Source organism: Phenylobacterium sp., from assembly GCF_031425575.1.
Lineage (GTDB): Bacteria > Pseudomonadota > Alphaproteobacteria > Caulobacterales > Caulobacteraceae > Phenylobacterium.
Genome location: NZ_JANPJP010000131.1, coordinates 24192 through 37724, shown reverse-complemented (window position 1 = coordinate 37724; position 13533 = coordinate 24192). Strand labels below are relative to the sequence as shown.

At 67.7% G+C, this 13533-nt stretch carries 14 protein-coding genes and 1 pseudogene; 10 read left to right on the top strand and 5 right to left on the bottom strand.

Annotation, left to right across the window (positions count from 1 at the left end):
* Nucleotides 1–10: 10 nt before the first annotated feature.
* Genes RMO97_RS07660 through RMO97_RS07650 form a run of 3 tightly spaced genes read right to left on the bottom strand, consistent with a single transcriptional unit; the run spans nt 11 to nt 2330 of the window.
* Nucleotides 11–382, bottom strand: a complete 372-nt coding sequence (locus RMO97_RS07660; protein ID WP_310540060.1) for a response regulator — start codon at nt 380–382, stop codon at nt 11–13.
* On the bottom strand, nt 379–687 hold the full coding sequence (locus RMO97_RS07655) for an STAS domain-containing protein (RefSeq protein ID WP_310540059.1): 309 nt from the start codon (nt 685–687) through the stop codon (nt 379–381). Before RMO97_RS07655 ends, RMO97_RS07660 begins: the two co-directional genes overlap by 4 nt.
* Nucleotides 687–2330: a globin-coupled sensor protein gene (locus RMO97_RS07650; protein ID WP_310540057.1), complete on the bottom strand. Its 1644-nt coding sequence runs from the start codon at nt 2328–2330 to the stop codon at nt 687–689. Before RMO97_RS07650 ends, RMO97_RS07655 begins: the two co-directional genes overlap by 1 nt.
* 471 nt (nt 2331–2801) lie before the next feature.
* Between RMO97_RS07650 and RMO97_RS07645 the strand changes: the two genes are divergently transcribed.
* Together RMO97_RS07645 and RMO97_RS07640 are read left to right on the top strand one after the other, a co-directional pair.
* Nucleotides 2802–3995, top strand: coding sequence for an acyl-CoA dehydrogenase family protein (locus RMO97_RS07645; RefSeq protein ID WP_310540055.1), 1194 nt, complete (start codon nt 2802–2804; stop codon nt 3993–3995).
* A complete protein-coding gene (locus RMO97_RS07640) occupies nt 3995–5077 on the top strand; it encodes an acyl-CoA dehydrogenase family protein (RefSeq protein WP_310540054.1) in 1083 nt (360 codons plus the stop codon). The genes RMO97_RS07645 and RMO97_RS07640 overlap by 1 nt, the downstream gene beginning before the upstream one ends.
* Here RMO97_RS07640 and RMO97_RS07635 read toward each other — a convergent pair.
* The gene (locus RMO97_RS07635; protein ID WP_310540053.1) at nt 5074–5388 is read right to left on the bottom strand and encodes a GNAT family N-acetyltransferase; all 315 of its coding nucleotides are present in this window, start codon (nt 5386–5388) and stop codon (nt 5074–5076) included. The two genes, RMO97_RS07640 and RMO97_RS07635, sit on opposite strands and share 4 nt — an antisense overlap.
* A 164-nt stretch (nt 5389–5552) precedes the next feature.
* Between RMO97_RS07635 and RMO97_RS07630 the strand changes: the two genes are divergently transcribed.
* The 4 genes and pseudogenes from RMO97_RS07630 to RMO97_RS07615 all read left to right on the top strand — a co-directional run.
* Nucleotides 5553–6086, top strand: coding sequence for a Spy/CpxP family protein refolding chaperone (locus RMO97_RS07630; protein ID WP_310540052.1), 534 nt, complete (start codon nt 5553–5555; stop codon nt 6084–6086).
* A gap of 71 nt (nt 6087–6157) precedes the next feature.
* Nucleotides 6158–6889 (top strand): response regulator, encoded by a 732-nt coding sequence (locus tag RMO97_RS07625; protein ID WP_310540051.1) that lies wholly within the window; start codon nt 6158–6160, stop codon nt 6887–6889.
* On the top strand, nt 6886–8355 hold the full coding sequence (locus RMO97_RS07620; protein ID WP_310540050.1) for an ATP-binding protein: 1470 nt from the start codon (nt 6886–6888) through the stop codon (nt 8353–8355). The genes RMO97_RS07625 and RMO97_RS07620 overlap by 4 nt, the downstream gene beginning before the upstream one ends.
* Nucleotides 8356–8421: 66 nt before the next feature.
* Nucleotides 8422–8733, top strand: a pseudogene (locus RMO97_RS07615) (adenosine deaminase); the annotation flags it as partial.
* 64 nt (nt 8734–8797) lie between these two features.
* Here the strand turns inward: RMO97_RS07615 and RMO97_RS07610 are convergent.
* Nucleotides 8798–9400, bottom strand: coding sequence for a hypothetical protein (locus tag RMO97_RS07610; protein WP_310540049.1), 603 nt, complete (start codon nt 9398–9400; stop codon nt 8798–8800).
* 515 nt (nt 9401–9915) lie between these two features.
* On the opposite strand from RMO97_RS07610, the gene RMO97_RS07605 reads away from it, so the two are divergent.
* From RMO97_RS07605 to fghA, 4 genes are all read left to right on the top strand, one after another.
* A complete protein-coding gene (locus tag RMO97_RS07605; protein WP_310540048.1) occupies nt 9916–10515 on the top strand; it encodes a DUF4360 domain-containing protein in 600 nt (199 codons plus the stop codon).
* A 53-nt stretch (nt 10516–10568) separates the two neighbouring features.
* A complete protein-coding gene (locus tag RMO97_RS07600) occupies nt 10569–11234 on the top strand; it encodes a DUF4360 domain-containing protein (RefSeq protein WP_310540047.1) in 666 nt (221 codons plus the stop codon).
* A 329-nt stretch (nt 11235–11563) separates the two neighbouring features.
* Nucleotides 11564–12673, top strand: coding sequence for an S-(hydroxymethyl)glutathione dehydrogenase/class III alcohol dehydrogenase (locus tag RMO97_RS07595; RefSeq protein ID WP_310540045.1), 1110 nt, complete (start codon nt 11564–11566; stop codon nt 12671–12673).
* A gap of 2 nt (nt 12674–12675) precedes the next feature.
* Complete coding sequence (gene fghA / locus RMO97_RS07590; RefSeq protein WP_310540043.1) at nt 12676–13500, top strand: S-formylglutathione hydrolase; 825 nt, start codon at nt 12676–12678, stop codon at nt 13498–13500.
* Nucleotides 13501–13533: the final 33 nt, after the last annotated feature.

Below are 13533 nucleotides of genomic sequence, written 5' to 3'. Positions count from 1 at the left end.
TTCTAGAGGGTCAGGCGGCGACGCGGCGAACGGCGTCGACGAGCTTCACCGGGTTGAAGGGCTTCACGATCCAGCCGGTTGCGCCGGCCGAACGGGCCCGCTCCTTCTTGGCCGCATCGCTTTCCGTGGTCAGGACCAGGATCGGCGTGGCGCGGTGTTCGGGATTGGCGCGGACGCCCTCGATCACGCCAAAGCCGTCGAGGCGAGGCATGTTGATGTCGGTGATCACCACATCCACCGAGCCGGCGTTGGCTTGGAGGACTTCCAGGCCGTCAACGCCGTCCACGGCCTGGATGACGCGGTAGCCCGCCTCAACCAGTGCATGGTTCAGCATCTCCCGCATGGTGCGGCTATCGTCGATGGTCAGTACGGTCTTGCTCACGAAAGTTCCCCTTCCGGCTCGAATTGAAGCTCGGGTTCACCGAACGCAGCCAATTGCTCTGAAAACGCCAAAGACGGTTGATCCACCGTTAAGCAGACGCCGTCCTCGGACCAGATTTTGCGCGCAGACATCAAAACCTGCAGGCAGAGACCACCCATGCGGGTGACCTGAGACGCATCGAGGTCCAGCGGACGCCCGCGCAGGGCCATCAGCTCGGCCCGCAGCGGCTCGGCCGCCTGCAGGTCCAGGACCGGGGCCAGGCTGACGGTCGCCCGTTCCGCGAGGGTTGCGGTGTCCGTGGCCATCAGAATTCTTCCCATTCATCGGCGCCAGATTGCGGCGCGGGTTTGCGGAGCGCGGCGCCGTCACGGGCCGAGGTGCGGATCTGGGGGGCGCCATGACGGGCGGCGAAGGCCGCGGCCGGAGGCCTGCGGGCGGGCGTGGCGGTTGTGGCGTTGCGCAGGACGGCGGGCGGCGGCTCGTGCTGGGCGCCGACCTGGAACATGGCCACCGATCCCGCGAGCCCTTCGGCTTCCTGGGCGAGGTTGTGGCTGGCGGCGGTGGACTGCTCCACCATGGCCGCGTTCTGCTGGGTCACCTGGTCCATCTGGTTGACGGCCGTATTGACCTGGGCGAGGCCGACGGCCTGCTCCTGGGCGCTGGCGGCGATCTCGCTCACCAGGCCGTCGATCTCGGCGACGCGGCTGACGATGCGCTGCAGGGCCTCGCCGGTCTGGCCCACCAGCTGGACGCCGGAGCTGACCTGGGCGGTGGACGCGCTGATCAGCGCCTTGATTTCCTTGGCGGCTTCGGCCGAGCGCTGCGCCAGGGCGCGCACTTCGGATGCGACGACCGCGAAGCCCTTGCCGGCGTCACCGGCCCGGGCGGCTTCCACGCCGGCGTTCAGGGCCAGCAGGTTGGTCTGGAAGGCGATCTCGTCGATGACGCCGATGATCTGGCTGATCTGCTGGGCGGAACTCTCGATCTGGCTCATGGCCGAGACGGCCTGCTGCACCACATCGCCGCTGGTCTGGGCGTCGCCGCGGGCGGCCAGCACCACCTCGGCGCACGCCTTTGCGCCGGTGGCGGTCTTGCGGACGGTGACGGTGATCTGGTCGAGCGCCGCAGCGGTCTCTTCCAGGGTCGCGGCCTGCTGTTCGGTACGACGCGAGAGGTCGTCGGCGGCGGTGCTGATCTCTCCGGCTCCGGCGTGGATGCCCGAGACATTGCCGGCGATGGCTCCCATCACCTCTTCCAGGTGGCTGATGGCCTTGTTGAAGTCGGCGCCGAGCTTGGCGTACTCGCCCGAGAAGGTCTGACCCATGCGGTGGCGCAGGTCGCCTTCGCTCAGGGCCTGCAGGGCGCCGGCCAGGCCGTGGACGGCCTTCTTCTGCTCCAGGTCGAGTTCGCTGCGCAGGCTGGCGGCCTCGACGTGCTGGTGTTCGACGATCTCGTTCTGGAAGGACAGCAACAGGTCCATGTCCAGCAGGGCGGCCTTGATCACCGCGCCGATGGCGTCGCAGGCCTTGTCGCGCTGGGCGGTCTTGCCGCCGAACCCCTTCGGCCAATGGGTCGCCAGGATGGAGCGCACCATCTCGTCGAGGATGCGGGCATAACCGCCGATGGCCCACTCGGACTTGAAGCCGATATTGACGTGGGCCTCGGCGATCGCCCGAACGTCCTTCAGATAGGCCTCGTCGTAGTGCGCGCTGAGCACGCCGCCCCAGCGGCCGATCTGGCGCTGCTGGGCCTTCGCCATGTGTTCCGGGCCGCCGAACACGCTGCGGGTCTGGTCGTGACGGCCAAGCTGTTCGTAGAAGGCGGCGATCGCCACAGGCAGCGCGCGCTCCACCACGGGCCGCGCGTCCACCAGAGCGGCGCGGGCCTTGGCGTCCAGACCGATGAAGTCGAGGCGGCGATCTAGGGCGATGGTCTTGTTGTCAGCCATGCGGAGGCCGGGCGTTCTGAGCAGCCGCGGACGGGCTGGGGTCGGATTTGAGTCGGCGAGTCGGAGAACGCGACTCTGCGAGCTTGGCGAGACTCAGGGGGGTCGTGATGATGCTCATGCGGGGCGGGAAATACTTCGACATACTATGAACGATCATCGATGAGCCCCCTGTTGATCTGTTTCTCCGGATCGAATGCTTTGGGCGCGCAAGGCGCGCCAAGGCCAGATCGATCGGACGTCTCAATTGGGTACGGTGTTTGGCTTGAAGAAATGGTTACCGGAATCTTGGCCCGCCCTGGCCGCTGGTGTGGTTCCCCAATAAAAGCCGCGACTTGGGATCCGCCGCGACAATCTGGCACGCGCAATCGGTTCAAGACTTGAGTGAAGGCGGGTTCCGCGAGGTCAGACTTGCGGACCGAGCCGGACGGTGCTGGCCTGTGCGCGAACAAGACGCCGCTGGAGGAAAACGCCATGGACCTGAGGCTGACGCCCGATATGGAGGCGTTCCGTGACGACGCGCGCGCCTTCCTTACGGTCCACAAGGACCGGTATGCGCCGGGGGCCGGGGCGGATCGTCCCCGCGAGGCGGCCATGGAATGGCAGGCCCTGCTGATCGACAACGGCTATGCGGCTCGGACCATCCCCAAGGCCTATGGAGGCTATGGCGCGGAGCCCGACATCCTGAAGTCCCGGATCATCGCCGAGGCGTTCACCGCCGCCGGCGCGCCGCGGGGGTTCGCCAACCAGGGCATCTCCATGCTGGTTCCCACCCTGCTGGAGGTGGGATCGGAGGAACAGAAGACCCGCTGGATCGCGCCAACCCTGCGCGGCGAGATCGTCTGGTGCCAAGGCTATTCCGAACCGGGCGCAGGTTCCGACCTCGCCAACCTCCAGACCAAGGCGGTTGAGGACGGTGAGGACTTCCTGATCTCGGGCCAAAAAATTTGGACGAGCACGGCGGCCCAGGCCGACATGATCTTCTGCCTGGTGCGGACCGAGCCGCAGGCGCCCAAGCATGACGGGATTTCCTACATCCTGTTTCCCATGAGCACGCCCGGGATCGAGGTGCGGCCCCTGAAGACCATGACCGGGTCGGCGGAGTTCAACGAGGTGTTCTTCACCGACGTCCGGGTCCCGCAGAGCGCCGTCGTGGGCGGGCGGGGGCGGGGGTGGTTCGTGGCCAATGCGACGCTGAAGCATGAGCGCGGCATGCTGGGAGACCCCAATGCGACGGAGGCCAGGTTCGCGGCCCTCATCGACCTGATGAAGACCGAAGCGGTGGACGGGCAGCGGCTGATCGACAATCCGGTGATGGCCGACCGGCTGATGGCGCTTCAGGCGCGGGTGCTGACCATGAAGTTCAACGGCTTGCGGACCCTGACCGCCTCCATGAGCGGTGAGAACGCCGGCCTGGCCGGGATGGTGGTCAAGCTGCAGGGGTGCGAGCTCAACCACCAGATCGCGGCCCTGGCCATCGACGCCCTGGGGGAGCTGGGGGTGCTCTACGAGGACGGGCCGCACCTGCGGGCCAAGGGGAGCTGGCAGAGGAACTATATGTTCGATCTGGGGCTGATCATCGGCGGGGGCACCGCCCAAATCCAGAAGAACATTATCTCCGAGCGGGGGCTGGGTTTGCCGCGCGAACCCAAGCTGGCGGTGGTCTGATGGATTTCTCCCTCACCGACGACCAGAGGATGATGCAGGAGAGCCTCAGCCGCACCCTGGCCGAGGCGGCCCCGCTGGAGCGGGTTCGGAAATTCGCCGGCGATCCCGCTGACCGGGGCGCCGATGTCTGGGCCGCGCTCACCGATTTCGGCTTGCCGGGCATCGTGATCCCCGAGGCCTATGGCGGCCTCAACCTCACCCTGCTGGACGCGGCCCTGATGGCCGAGGCCCTGGGAAGGGCGGTGACACCGGTTTCCTTCCTGGGGGCGGTGCTGGCGCCCCTGGCCCTGCGGCTGGCGGGGTCGGTTGAGCAGCAGGACAGGTGGCTGCCGAGGCTGGCGTCGGGGGAGGTGACGGCGGCGATCGCCATCTCCGAGGCGGTGGCCGGCGCACGGGATGGCGCGGGGGTCACGGCGGCGGGGGGCAAACTCACCGGCAAGGCGCTGTTTGTGCCCGATGGCTTGGCCGCCGACCTGCTGATCATCGCTGACACCGGTGGCGGCCTGCATCTTGTTGAGGGCGGCGCGGCGGGTCTCGCCCGCGAGATCATGACCGGCATCGACCAGACGCGCCGCATGGCCGAGCTGACTTTCGACCAGGTGGCCGCCGAACCCCTGGCCAGCGGCCAGGGCGCGCTGGCCCGCCTGCGTGACGCCGGCTGGATTCTCCTGGCCGCCGACACCCTGGGCGGCTGTGACGTGATGATCGAGAAGGCGGTGGCCTACGCCAAGGAGCGCCGCCAGTTCGGTCGGGTCATCGGCTCCTTCCAGGCGGTCAAGCACCTCTGCGCGGAGATGGCCGCTGAGCTGGAGCCCTGCCGGGCCCTGGTCTGGTACGCCGCCTACGCCTTTGACGCCGCGCCGCAGGAAAGCTCACTGGTGGCCGCCCACGCCAAGGCGCACCTGTCGGAGGTGTCGCGCTTCATCGCCCGCACCTCCACCGAGGTGCACGGTGGCATGGGCATCACAGACCTGCTCGGCCTGCACTTCTGGTTCAAGCGGGTGGGTCTCAACCGCCAACTGCTGGGCGGTCCGGAACGGGTCCGCGCCCTGGCGGCGCAGATGCAGGGACTGACAGCCTAGGGGGTGGCCAGTCCTTCCCGCATGTCGGGATGGACGAGCTCATGCAGCTTCGGCCGCTTGGCGATATAGGCGTGGAAGAAGCTGCAGGTGGGCTTCACCCACAGCTTGTTTTCCTTGGCGTAGGCTAGGCTCGCCTGGACCAGCCGACCGGCGACCCCCTGGCCGGCGAAGGCGTCGGGAACGACGGTGTGCGGGAAGGCGATGGTGTCGCCCTTCAGCTCGTACTCGGCGAAGGCGGTCTCCGCACCGAGCTTGACCTCAAAGCGATGGGTCTCGGTGTTCATGGTCACAGTCAGATCGTCGTCGGCCATGAAGCTCTCCCAGGTAGGCTTGACGAGGCACCCAAGCACGGCGGCCCAGGCCGCGGCTAGGGCCGCCCTCCGTTTCGGCTCTGTTTCAATCGCGAGGCTGTGACTGAAATCAAGGCGGAGGCCGCCCATGCGAGTTTGGGTGCAAGTTTCCCAGGAGGAATTCCATGACCAACGCCGCAGCCCTCGCAGCTCTCGCCCTCTTCGCCCTCGCCGGCCCCGCCGCCGCTCAACCCCACGGCCCGCCGGCCGGCATGGGTGACATGCACGCCATGCACGGCGCGGGCGACTCCGGCGCCATGAAGGCCAAGATGGCCGAGCACATGGCGCAGATGGACAAGGACATGCACACCATCCTGCGCCTGCGTCCCGACCAGGAAACCGCCTGGCGCGCCTTCCGCGACGCCATGCATCACCATGCCATGCCGCCCATGGCGATGGCCGCGCCCAAGCCCGCCATGACCACGCCGCAGCGGCTGGACGAGATGGACAAGAAGGCCGCCGAGCGCCAGGCGCTCCATGCCAAGATGGAGGCCGCGACGCGGGCCTTCTACGCCGCCCTCGCTCCCGATCAGCAGGCCGTGTTCGACGCCCTGCACCGGATGCACGGCGCCGGCGCTATGATGCACGGGGGCGGACCGATGATGGGGCGCAAGATGATGATGATGCACGGGGGCCCCGGCGGTCCGTCCCACGACTGAAGCGTCGGCCGGCGACGAATTGTGGCGGGGGTGCGATAGTGACGCCACTATTGGCCTGCACTGAAGCTTGCATGACTCCCGCCGCCAACGCCTTCCCCACGCCGCAGATCCTGGTCGTCGACGACGATGCGGAGCTGCGGAGTGGGATCGCCGACTACCTCTCCCAGCACGGCTATGGGGTGCTCCAGGCCGGCGACGCTCTGACCATGGAGCAGGTGCTGGCCAGGGCGCCCATCGACCTGATCGTTCTCGACCTGATGCTGCCGGGAGAGGACGGCCTCTCCATCTGCCGGCGCATCTCGGAGGCGGGCGGGCCGGCCATCATCATGCTGTCGGCCATGGGCGAGGAGATCGACCGCATCCTGGGCCTGGAGCTGGGGGCCGACGACTACCTCGCCAAGCCCTGCAGCCCGCGCGAGCTGCTGGCGCGGGTGCGCGCGGTGCTGCGCCGCGGCGAAGACGCCCGCAGTCCCGGGCCGCTGCGGGGCAAGGCCTACTACTTCTTGGGTTTCACCCTGGACGGGGTGCGCCGCCAGCTGCGGGCGCCGAACGGGGTGACCATCCTGCTGACCGCCGGCGAATTCTCCCTGCTCAGCGTCTTCCTCGAACACCCGCAGCGAATCCTGTCGCGGGACGAGCTGATCGAGAGGGCGCGAGGGGCCGAGGCCGATGTCTTCGACCGCGCCATCGACGTGCAGATCAGCCGCCTGCGCCGCAAGCTGCATGACCGCTCCAGCGGCGAGATCATCAAGACCTATCGTGGCGCCGGCTACCTGTTCGACGCCAAGGTGACCCGCCCGTGAGGCCTTGGGGGCGCAGTCGCGCGCCCATCGCCCTGCAGCTGGTGGCCCTGCTGGTGGTGAGCCTGATCGCCGCCCAGGTGGTCACCTTCGCCGTGGTGGTGCTGATGCCGCCGCCGCCGCGCCCAGTCTATCGGCTGGAGGACGTGGCCCAGGCCCTGAAGGGCGGCTCCTTGGTGCCGCGCTTCGGACGCCCCCTGCTGCGGGAGGTGCAGGCCGCGCCGCCCCCCGAGTCTGCCAATCCGCCTTTCCCCAGCGAGCACGCCCGCCGCCAGTTGGCGGCCCTACTGAGGGTTCGGGAAGCTGACGTCCGCCTGACCCAGCACATGACCTTCCCCGGCCGGCTGCACCGCACCCTGGGCATCGGCGGCGCGGCCATGGAGATGCGCCACGAGCGGATGATGGCCGAGGCGTTCGGAGCCGACAGGCCGCCGCCGGGCGGACCGCCGGGCCAGCGTCGGTTCGACGTCTTTATCGCCGGGCCGTCCGGCGACCTGCCGCCGGTGATGGCCTTCCGGGAGATGGGCCCGCCGATGTTCGGCGAGTTCAGCGCCGCGGTGCGCCGCAGCGACGGCCAGTGGGTGGTGGTGCAGCCCCAGCCCGAGCCTTTCCCCAATGACTGGCAGAGGCGGGTGCTGTCGTGGCTGGCCGGGTGCCTGCTGGTGGTCGCGCCGCTCGGCTACCTGTTCGCTCGCCGCATCACCGCGCCTCTGGGCCAGTTCGCCCAGGCCGCAGAGACCCTGGGGCGGGATCCCAGCGGGCCGCTGATGGCGCTGTCGGGGCCGGCCGAGATCGGCGCGGCGGCGCGGGCCTTCAACGACATGCAGGTGCGGCTGAAGCGCTTCATCGACGACCGCACCGCCATGGTGGGCGCCATCTCCCACGACCTGCGCACCCCTCTGTCCCGCATCCGCTTCAAGCTGGAAGGCGCGCCGACCCCGGTGAAGGAGGCCGTCCTGGCCGACGTCGTGCAGATGGAGGCGATGATCACCTCGGTCCTGGCCTTCATTCGCGACGCCAGCGCCGCCCGGCCGCGCGAGCGGCTCGACCTGCTGTCGCTGCTGGAATGCCTGGTGGACGACGCCGGCGGCCAGGAGCTGACGGTTCTGGAGGACAGCAGGCCGGTGACGGTGGAGGCCGATGCGCTCGGCCTGCAGCGCCTGTTCGGCAACCTGCTGGACAATGCGGTGAAGTACGGCGTGCGGGGCCGGGTGCGGGTCTTCCGGGAGGAGGGCCACGCGGTGGTGGAGATCGCCGACGACGGGCCGGGCCTGGCGGCCGGCGAGCTGGAGCGGGTGTTCCAGCCCTTCTACCGCGCCGAGGCCGCCCGAACACTCGACGTCGGGGGGGTGGGGCTGGGCCTGGCCGTGGCGCGCTCCATCGCCCGCGCGCATGGTGGCGACGTGGTGTTGGTATCCACGGCGGCGGGGCTGGTGGCGCAGGTGCGGCTGCCGCTATCGGCGGGGTGAACTTGGCGCGACGTGCGGCTGAGGTCGGCCGGGTCGGCTTTCGGCGACACGAGATAAGGCGGCGTTCGACCCGTTGCGGACGTGACGACGCTGACCGTCTGCCCGCTGTCGAACCTGAAGCTCTGCGTGGTCACGGACCTGAAGCACCATCCCGTGCCCGAGATGCTGCGGCGCGGCCTGCACGTGACCCTGAACTCCGACGACCCGGCCTATTTCGGCGGCTATGTGAACGAGAACTATCGTCAGCTGGCCGCGGCGGTGGGCCTCGACCGGGCCCAGTTGACCCGCCTCGCCCGACACAGCTTCGAAGGCTCGTTCCTGGCCGCAGCGGACAAGGCCGCGCGGCTGGCCGAGGTCGAGGCCTACGCCGCCGACTGACATGAAAACCGCCGCGGGGGCGAACCCCCGCGGCGGCGTTGTCGTCCGGGCTCGGCGGACGGTCTTAGTCGTCGTCATCCTCGTCGTTATCGTCATCGTCATGGCTGCGGCCATGGTGACGGCGGTCATGCTCGCGGTGGCGGTCGGCGCGGTCCCAGCGGCCGTCGTCGCCGCGATCCCACTGACGGTTGACGTCGACGATCCGGCCTGTGCGGCCGTCGATCCGCAGCGTCACCCGCTGGCCGTTGTCGTCGCGGCCGGTGACGGCATAGCTGCCGTCCAGCCTTGTGGCCGACTGCACCTGGATGCCCTCGCTCTGGGCGATGCGGATGGCCTGGCTCTGCGACACCCGGCCGTAGCCATAGGCACCGTACTGGCCATTTTGGCCGTAGCCGCTCTGGCCGTAGCCGTACTGGCCATAGGGGCCGTACGGGTTGGTCTGTCCGTAGCCGACGCCGAGCTGCGACTGGGCGATGGCGCCGATGATGCCCGGGAGGCTCTGGGTCGACTGACCATAGGGGCCGTAAGGGTTGCTCTGGCCGTTGCGGACGCCGAGCTGCGACTGGGCGATGGCGCCGATAATGTCCGGGAGGCTTTGGGCCGAGGCTCCGGCCGCCGGAATGGCGAACGCGGCGATGGCGGCGCCAAGCAGGATGCGATGCTTCATGGACTCTAATCCTTCAAATCCGACTGTGACCATCTAGGCGGTTGCGCCGTGAACCTGGTCTGAACGGGCCGCTCATATCCACCTCGGTCAGATCGGCAGGATCGCGGTTCCGAATGCCCACTTCAGCTTGTAGGTGGCCAAGGTCGTGAGTTTGTCTCTGGGTCAACGACTGTTCCTGGCGCTTAGCGGAGCTTCAGAGGCCTGAGGGCCAGAGTCCGCTCACCACCCTTCGCTGCCTTCGACAGAGTCCGGTTTCCGGCGATCTAGGGAACGTCCGCTTTCGGCGGCCTTGTTCGAGACCGCTCGCGACCCGAAGCGGAAGTTGACGCCCGTCATTCGCGCCTCGGCTCCATTGCAGGAAATCGCGAAACGTCCCTGGCGTTTCGAATGCGGCGCCCCTCCACCCGGAACCTGAACGGTGCCTGACAGATACCGTCAGACCAGATTTAGGGCCCGCCCATTAAGGCTGCGTCATCCGACCAATTCCGGTTGGAGCTATTCAGAAGGCCAGGACGATGAAAGCTAAGCTTATGGGATTGGTCGCGCTCAGCGCCCTGGCGATGGCCGGGACGGCGAGCGCCCAACAAGACATCGCGCTGGGGACTCCCGGCTATGGCGGCACCGGCTGTCCGTCGGGCAGCGTCTCGGCCACCCTCAGCCCGGACAACAAGTCCCTCAGCCTGATCTTCGATGAGTATCAGGTGTCCGCCGGCGGAACGACCGGCCGATCCTTTGACCGCAAGAGCTGCAACGTCGCCATCCCGGTCTTCGTGCCCGAGGGCTACAGCGTCGCCGTCGTCTCCATCGACTACCGCGGCTTCAACCGTCTCCCGAGCCGGGCCTCTTCGCAGTTTAACGTCGAGTACTTCTTCGCCGGCGGGCGCGGCCCAGCGTTCCGCCGCACCTTCAACGGCCCGCTCGACTCCGACTACCTGATCAACAATGAACTCACCCTGCAGAGCATGGTCTGGTCAGCCTGCGGCGCGGACGTCAATCTGCGCACGAACTCAAGCATGCGGGTCACCACCGCTAACAATGCTGAAGCCATGGCCACGGTGGACTCCCAGGATGTGAACGCCGCCATCGTCTATCGCCTGAACTGGCGCCGCTGCTAGGAAGCCGGGACAAGGCGCGGCTGGCCCTCGTATTCAGAATCGGAGAATTTCGTATGCGTTGGTCGGCTGCTCTTGTCGCGCCCCTCTTCGCCCTGGCCCTGTCCTCCGGGACAGGCGTTCAGGCGAAGCCGCCCCAGGCCGTTTCTGAAATCGATGATCCGACGATCAAAGCGTTCAAGGCCCGTGGCCTGGCCGTCGTCTTCAGCCACGCTGACTGCGGCGGGGGATCGTACAGCGTCGTAAACTCGCCAGACGGGACGTCCGTCAGCGTCCTGTTCGACAACTTCGCCGCTAAAGGGAGCCAGGCCGCCGCGGGGGTCGCACGGACGAATTGCGCCGTCAGAATTCCACTCAATCTGCCAGCGGGCTATTCTCTCGGCGTGTTTCGAATGGACTATCGTGGTTTCGCGCACCTCGACCCCGGACAGGTCGCCCAGCTGAGCGTTGACTACGGCGTGGGGCGCAAGGGTCGGGGCCGCAATTTTCGACGCGGGCTCAAGGGGGCCTTCGACGGTGACTTCAGCTTTTTCGAGAATATCGGCGCCGGCTTGATGAAGCGCGCCGGTTGTGGCGAGGACGCCGCGCTTAACCTTGCGGCAACGCTCGACTTGCGATCGAACGGCGGGTCACCGGAGGCCATTGTCACCCTGGACAGCATCGACGGATCAGCTTCGGGCGGCGTCTCCTTCTATGTCGATCTTAAGAAGTGTCGGCCCTGATGGAACTGTCAGGTGAAAGCCACAACTAGCGCATTGCGTGAAAAACTCTTCCCGTGAGGTCGAACGACAATCTTATTGACAGTGGAAGGACTGCTAACCACCCAACTCGACCTTCCGAACGTGTGTTGTCCATGCCTCGCTGACCCGCAGTATTTCCGCTCGCAACCTGCGCATGCTTAACCAAGGCCTGTCTCGGGCCGGAGCTTCGGCTACGGCCGAGCTCCGCAGCTAGGTCGTTTCGACCAGAGGGAAATTTTGGGCCCCCGGTCGTCTTGCCTCTCCGGCGGCGGGCCGACATGGTCCGGCCAACGCCCTGAAGGATTCCGCCCATGAAGACCCGCGCCGCCGTCGCTTTCCAAGCCAAGCAGCCCCTGGAGATCGTCGAGGTGGACCTGGAGGGGCCCAAGGCCTTCGAGGTGCTGGTGGAGATCAAGGCGACGGGGATCTGCCACACCGACGCCTACACCCTGGACGGGCTGGATTCCGAGGGTGTCTTCCCCTCGATCCTGGGCCATGAGGGGGCCGGCGTGGTGCTGGAGGTGGGGCCCGGCGTGACCAGCGTGAAGCCCGGCGACCACGTGATTCCGCTCTACACGCCGGAATGCCGCCAGTGCAAAAGCTGCCTGTCGCGCAAGACCAACCTTTGCACGGCGATCCGGAGCACCCAGGGCAAGGGCCTGATGCCGGACGGCACCAGCCGGTTCTCCTATCGAGGCCAGGCGATCGCCCACTACATGGGCTGTTCAACCTTCGCCAACCACATCGTCCTGCCCGAGATCGCGGTGGCCAAGATCCGCGACGACGCCCCCTTCGACAAGGCCTGCTACATCGGCTGCGGCGTGACGACCGGGGTGGGCGCGGTGGTCAATACGGCGGGCGTCGAGCCGGGCGCCAATGTCATCGTCTTCGGCCTCGGGGGTATCGGGCTGAACGTCATCCAGGGCGCGCGGATGGTGGGGGCCGGCATGATCATCGGCGTCGACATCAATCCTGATCGGGAGGCCTGGGGCCGCAAGTTCGGCATGACCCACTTCGTTAATCCGAAGGCCATCGACGGTGACATCGTCGCTCACCTGGTGGCCCTGACCGATGGGGGCGCCGACTACACCTTCGACTGCACCGGCAACACCACGGTGATGCGCCAGGCGCTGGAGGCCTGCCATCGCGGCTGGGGGGAGAGCATCATCATCGGGGTGGCCGAGGCCGGCAAGGAGATCGCCACCCGGCCGATCCAGCTGGTCACCGGCCGGGTCTGGAAGGGCACGGCCTTCGGCGGGGCGCGGGGCCGCACCGACGTGCCGAAGATCGTCGACTGGTACATGGACGGCAAGATCGAGATCGACCCGATGATCACCCACGTCATGCCGCTGGAGGACATCAACAAGGCCTTCGACCTGATGCACTCGGGCGAGAGCATCCGCTCGGTGGTGGTGTTCTAGGGGTGGAAATCCTCAAGTCGCACCGCGTCCACGGCGGGACCCTGAGCTATTGCCGGCACGCCAGCGAGGCCACCGGCACGCCGATGGGCTTCTCGATCTTCACTCCCGCCGGGGAGGGGCCGTTTCCCCTGCTGGTCTGGCTGTCGGGCCTGACCTGTACGGAGGACAACTTCACCACCAAGGCTGGGGCCTATGGCGCGGCGGCGGCGGCCGGGATGGCCATTGTAGCGCCCGACACCAGCCCGCGAGGCGAAGGGGTGGCCGACGACCCGGCCTATGACCTGGGCCAGGGGGCGGGGTTCTACCTGGACGCCACGCAGGAGCCCTGGGCGAAACACTTCCAGATGGAGAGCTACATCACCGGCGACCTGCTGGCGGCGGTGGGGGACGGCTTCCCAGTGGACTTGGCCCGCGTGGGGATCTCCGGACACTCCATGGGCGGGCATGGGGCCCTGACCCTGGCCCTGCGGCACGCCAACCTGTTCAGGTCGGTCTCGGCCTTCGCGCCGATCTGTTCGCCGAGCCGGTGCGACTGGGGGCGCAAGGCCTTCACCGCCTATCTGGGGGAGCATGAGACGGCCTGGATGCCGCACGACGCCTGCGTGTTGATCGAGGCCGGCGCGGCGAAGTTCGACGACATCCTGGTGGACCAGGGAACCGGGGACGACTTCCTGGAAAACCAGCTGAAGCCGGAGCTGCTGGCGGCCGCCTGCAAGGCGGCGGGCCAGACGCTGACCCTGCGGATGCAGGCCGGCTACGATCATTCCTACTTCTTCATGGCCAGCTTCATCGCCGACCACGTGGCCTGGCACGCCGCCCGCCTCTGAGTCGTGACACCGGTGTCATGACAGGTCTATCCT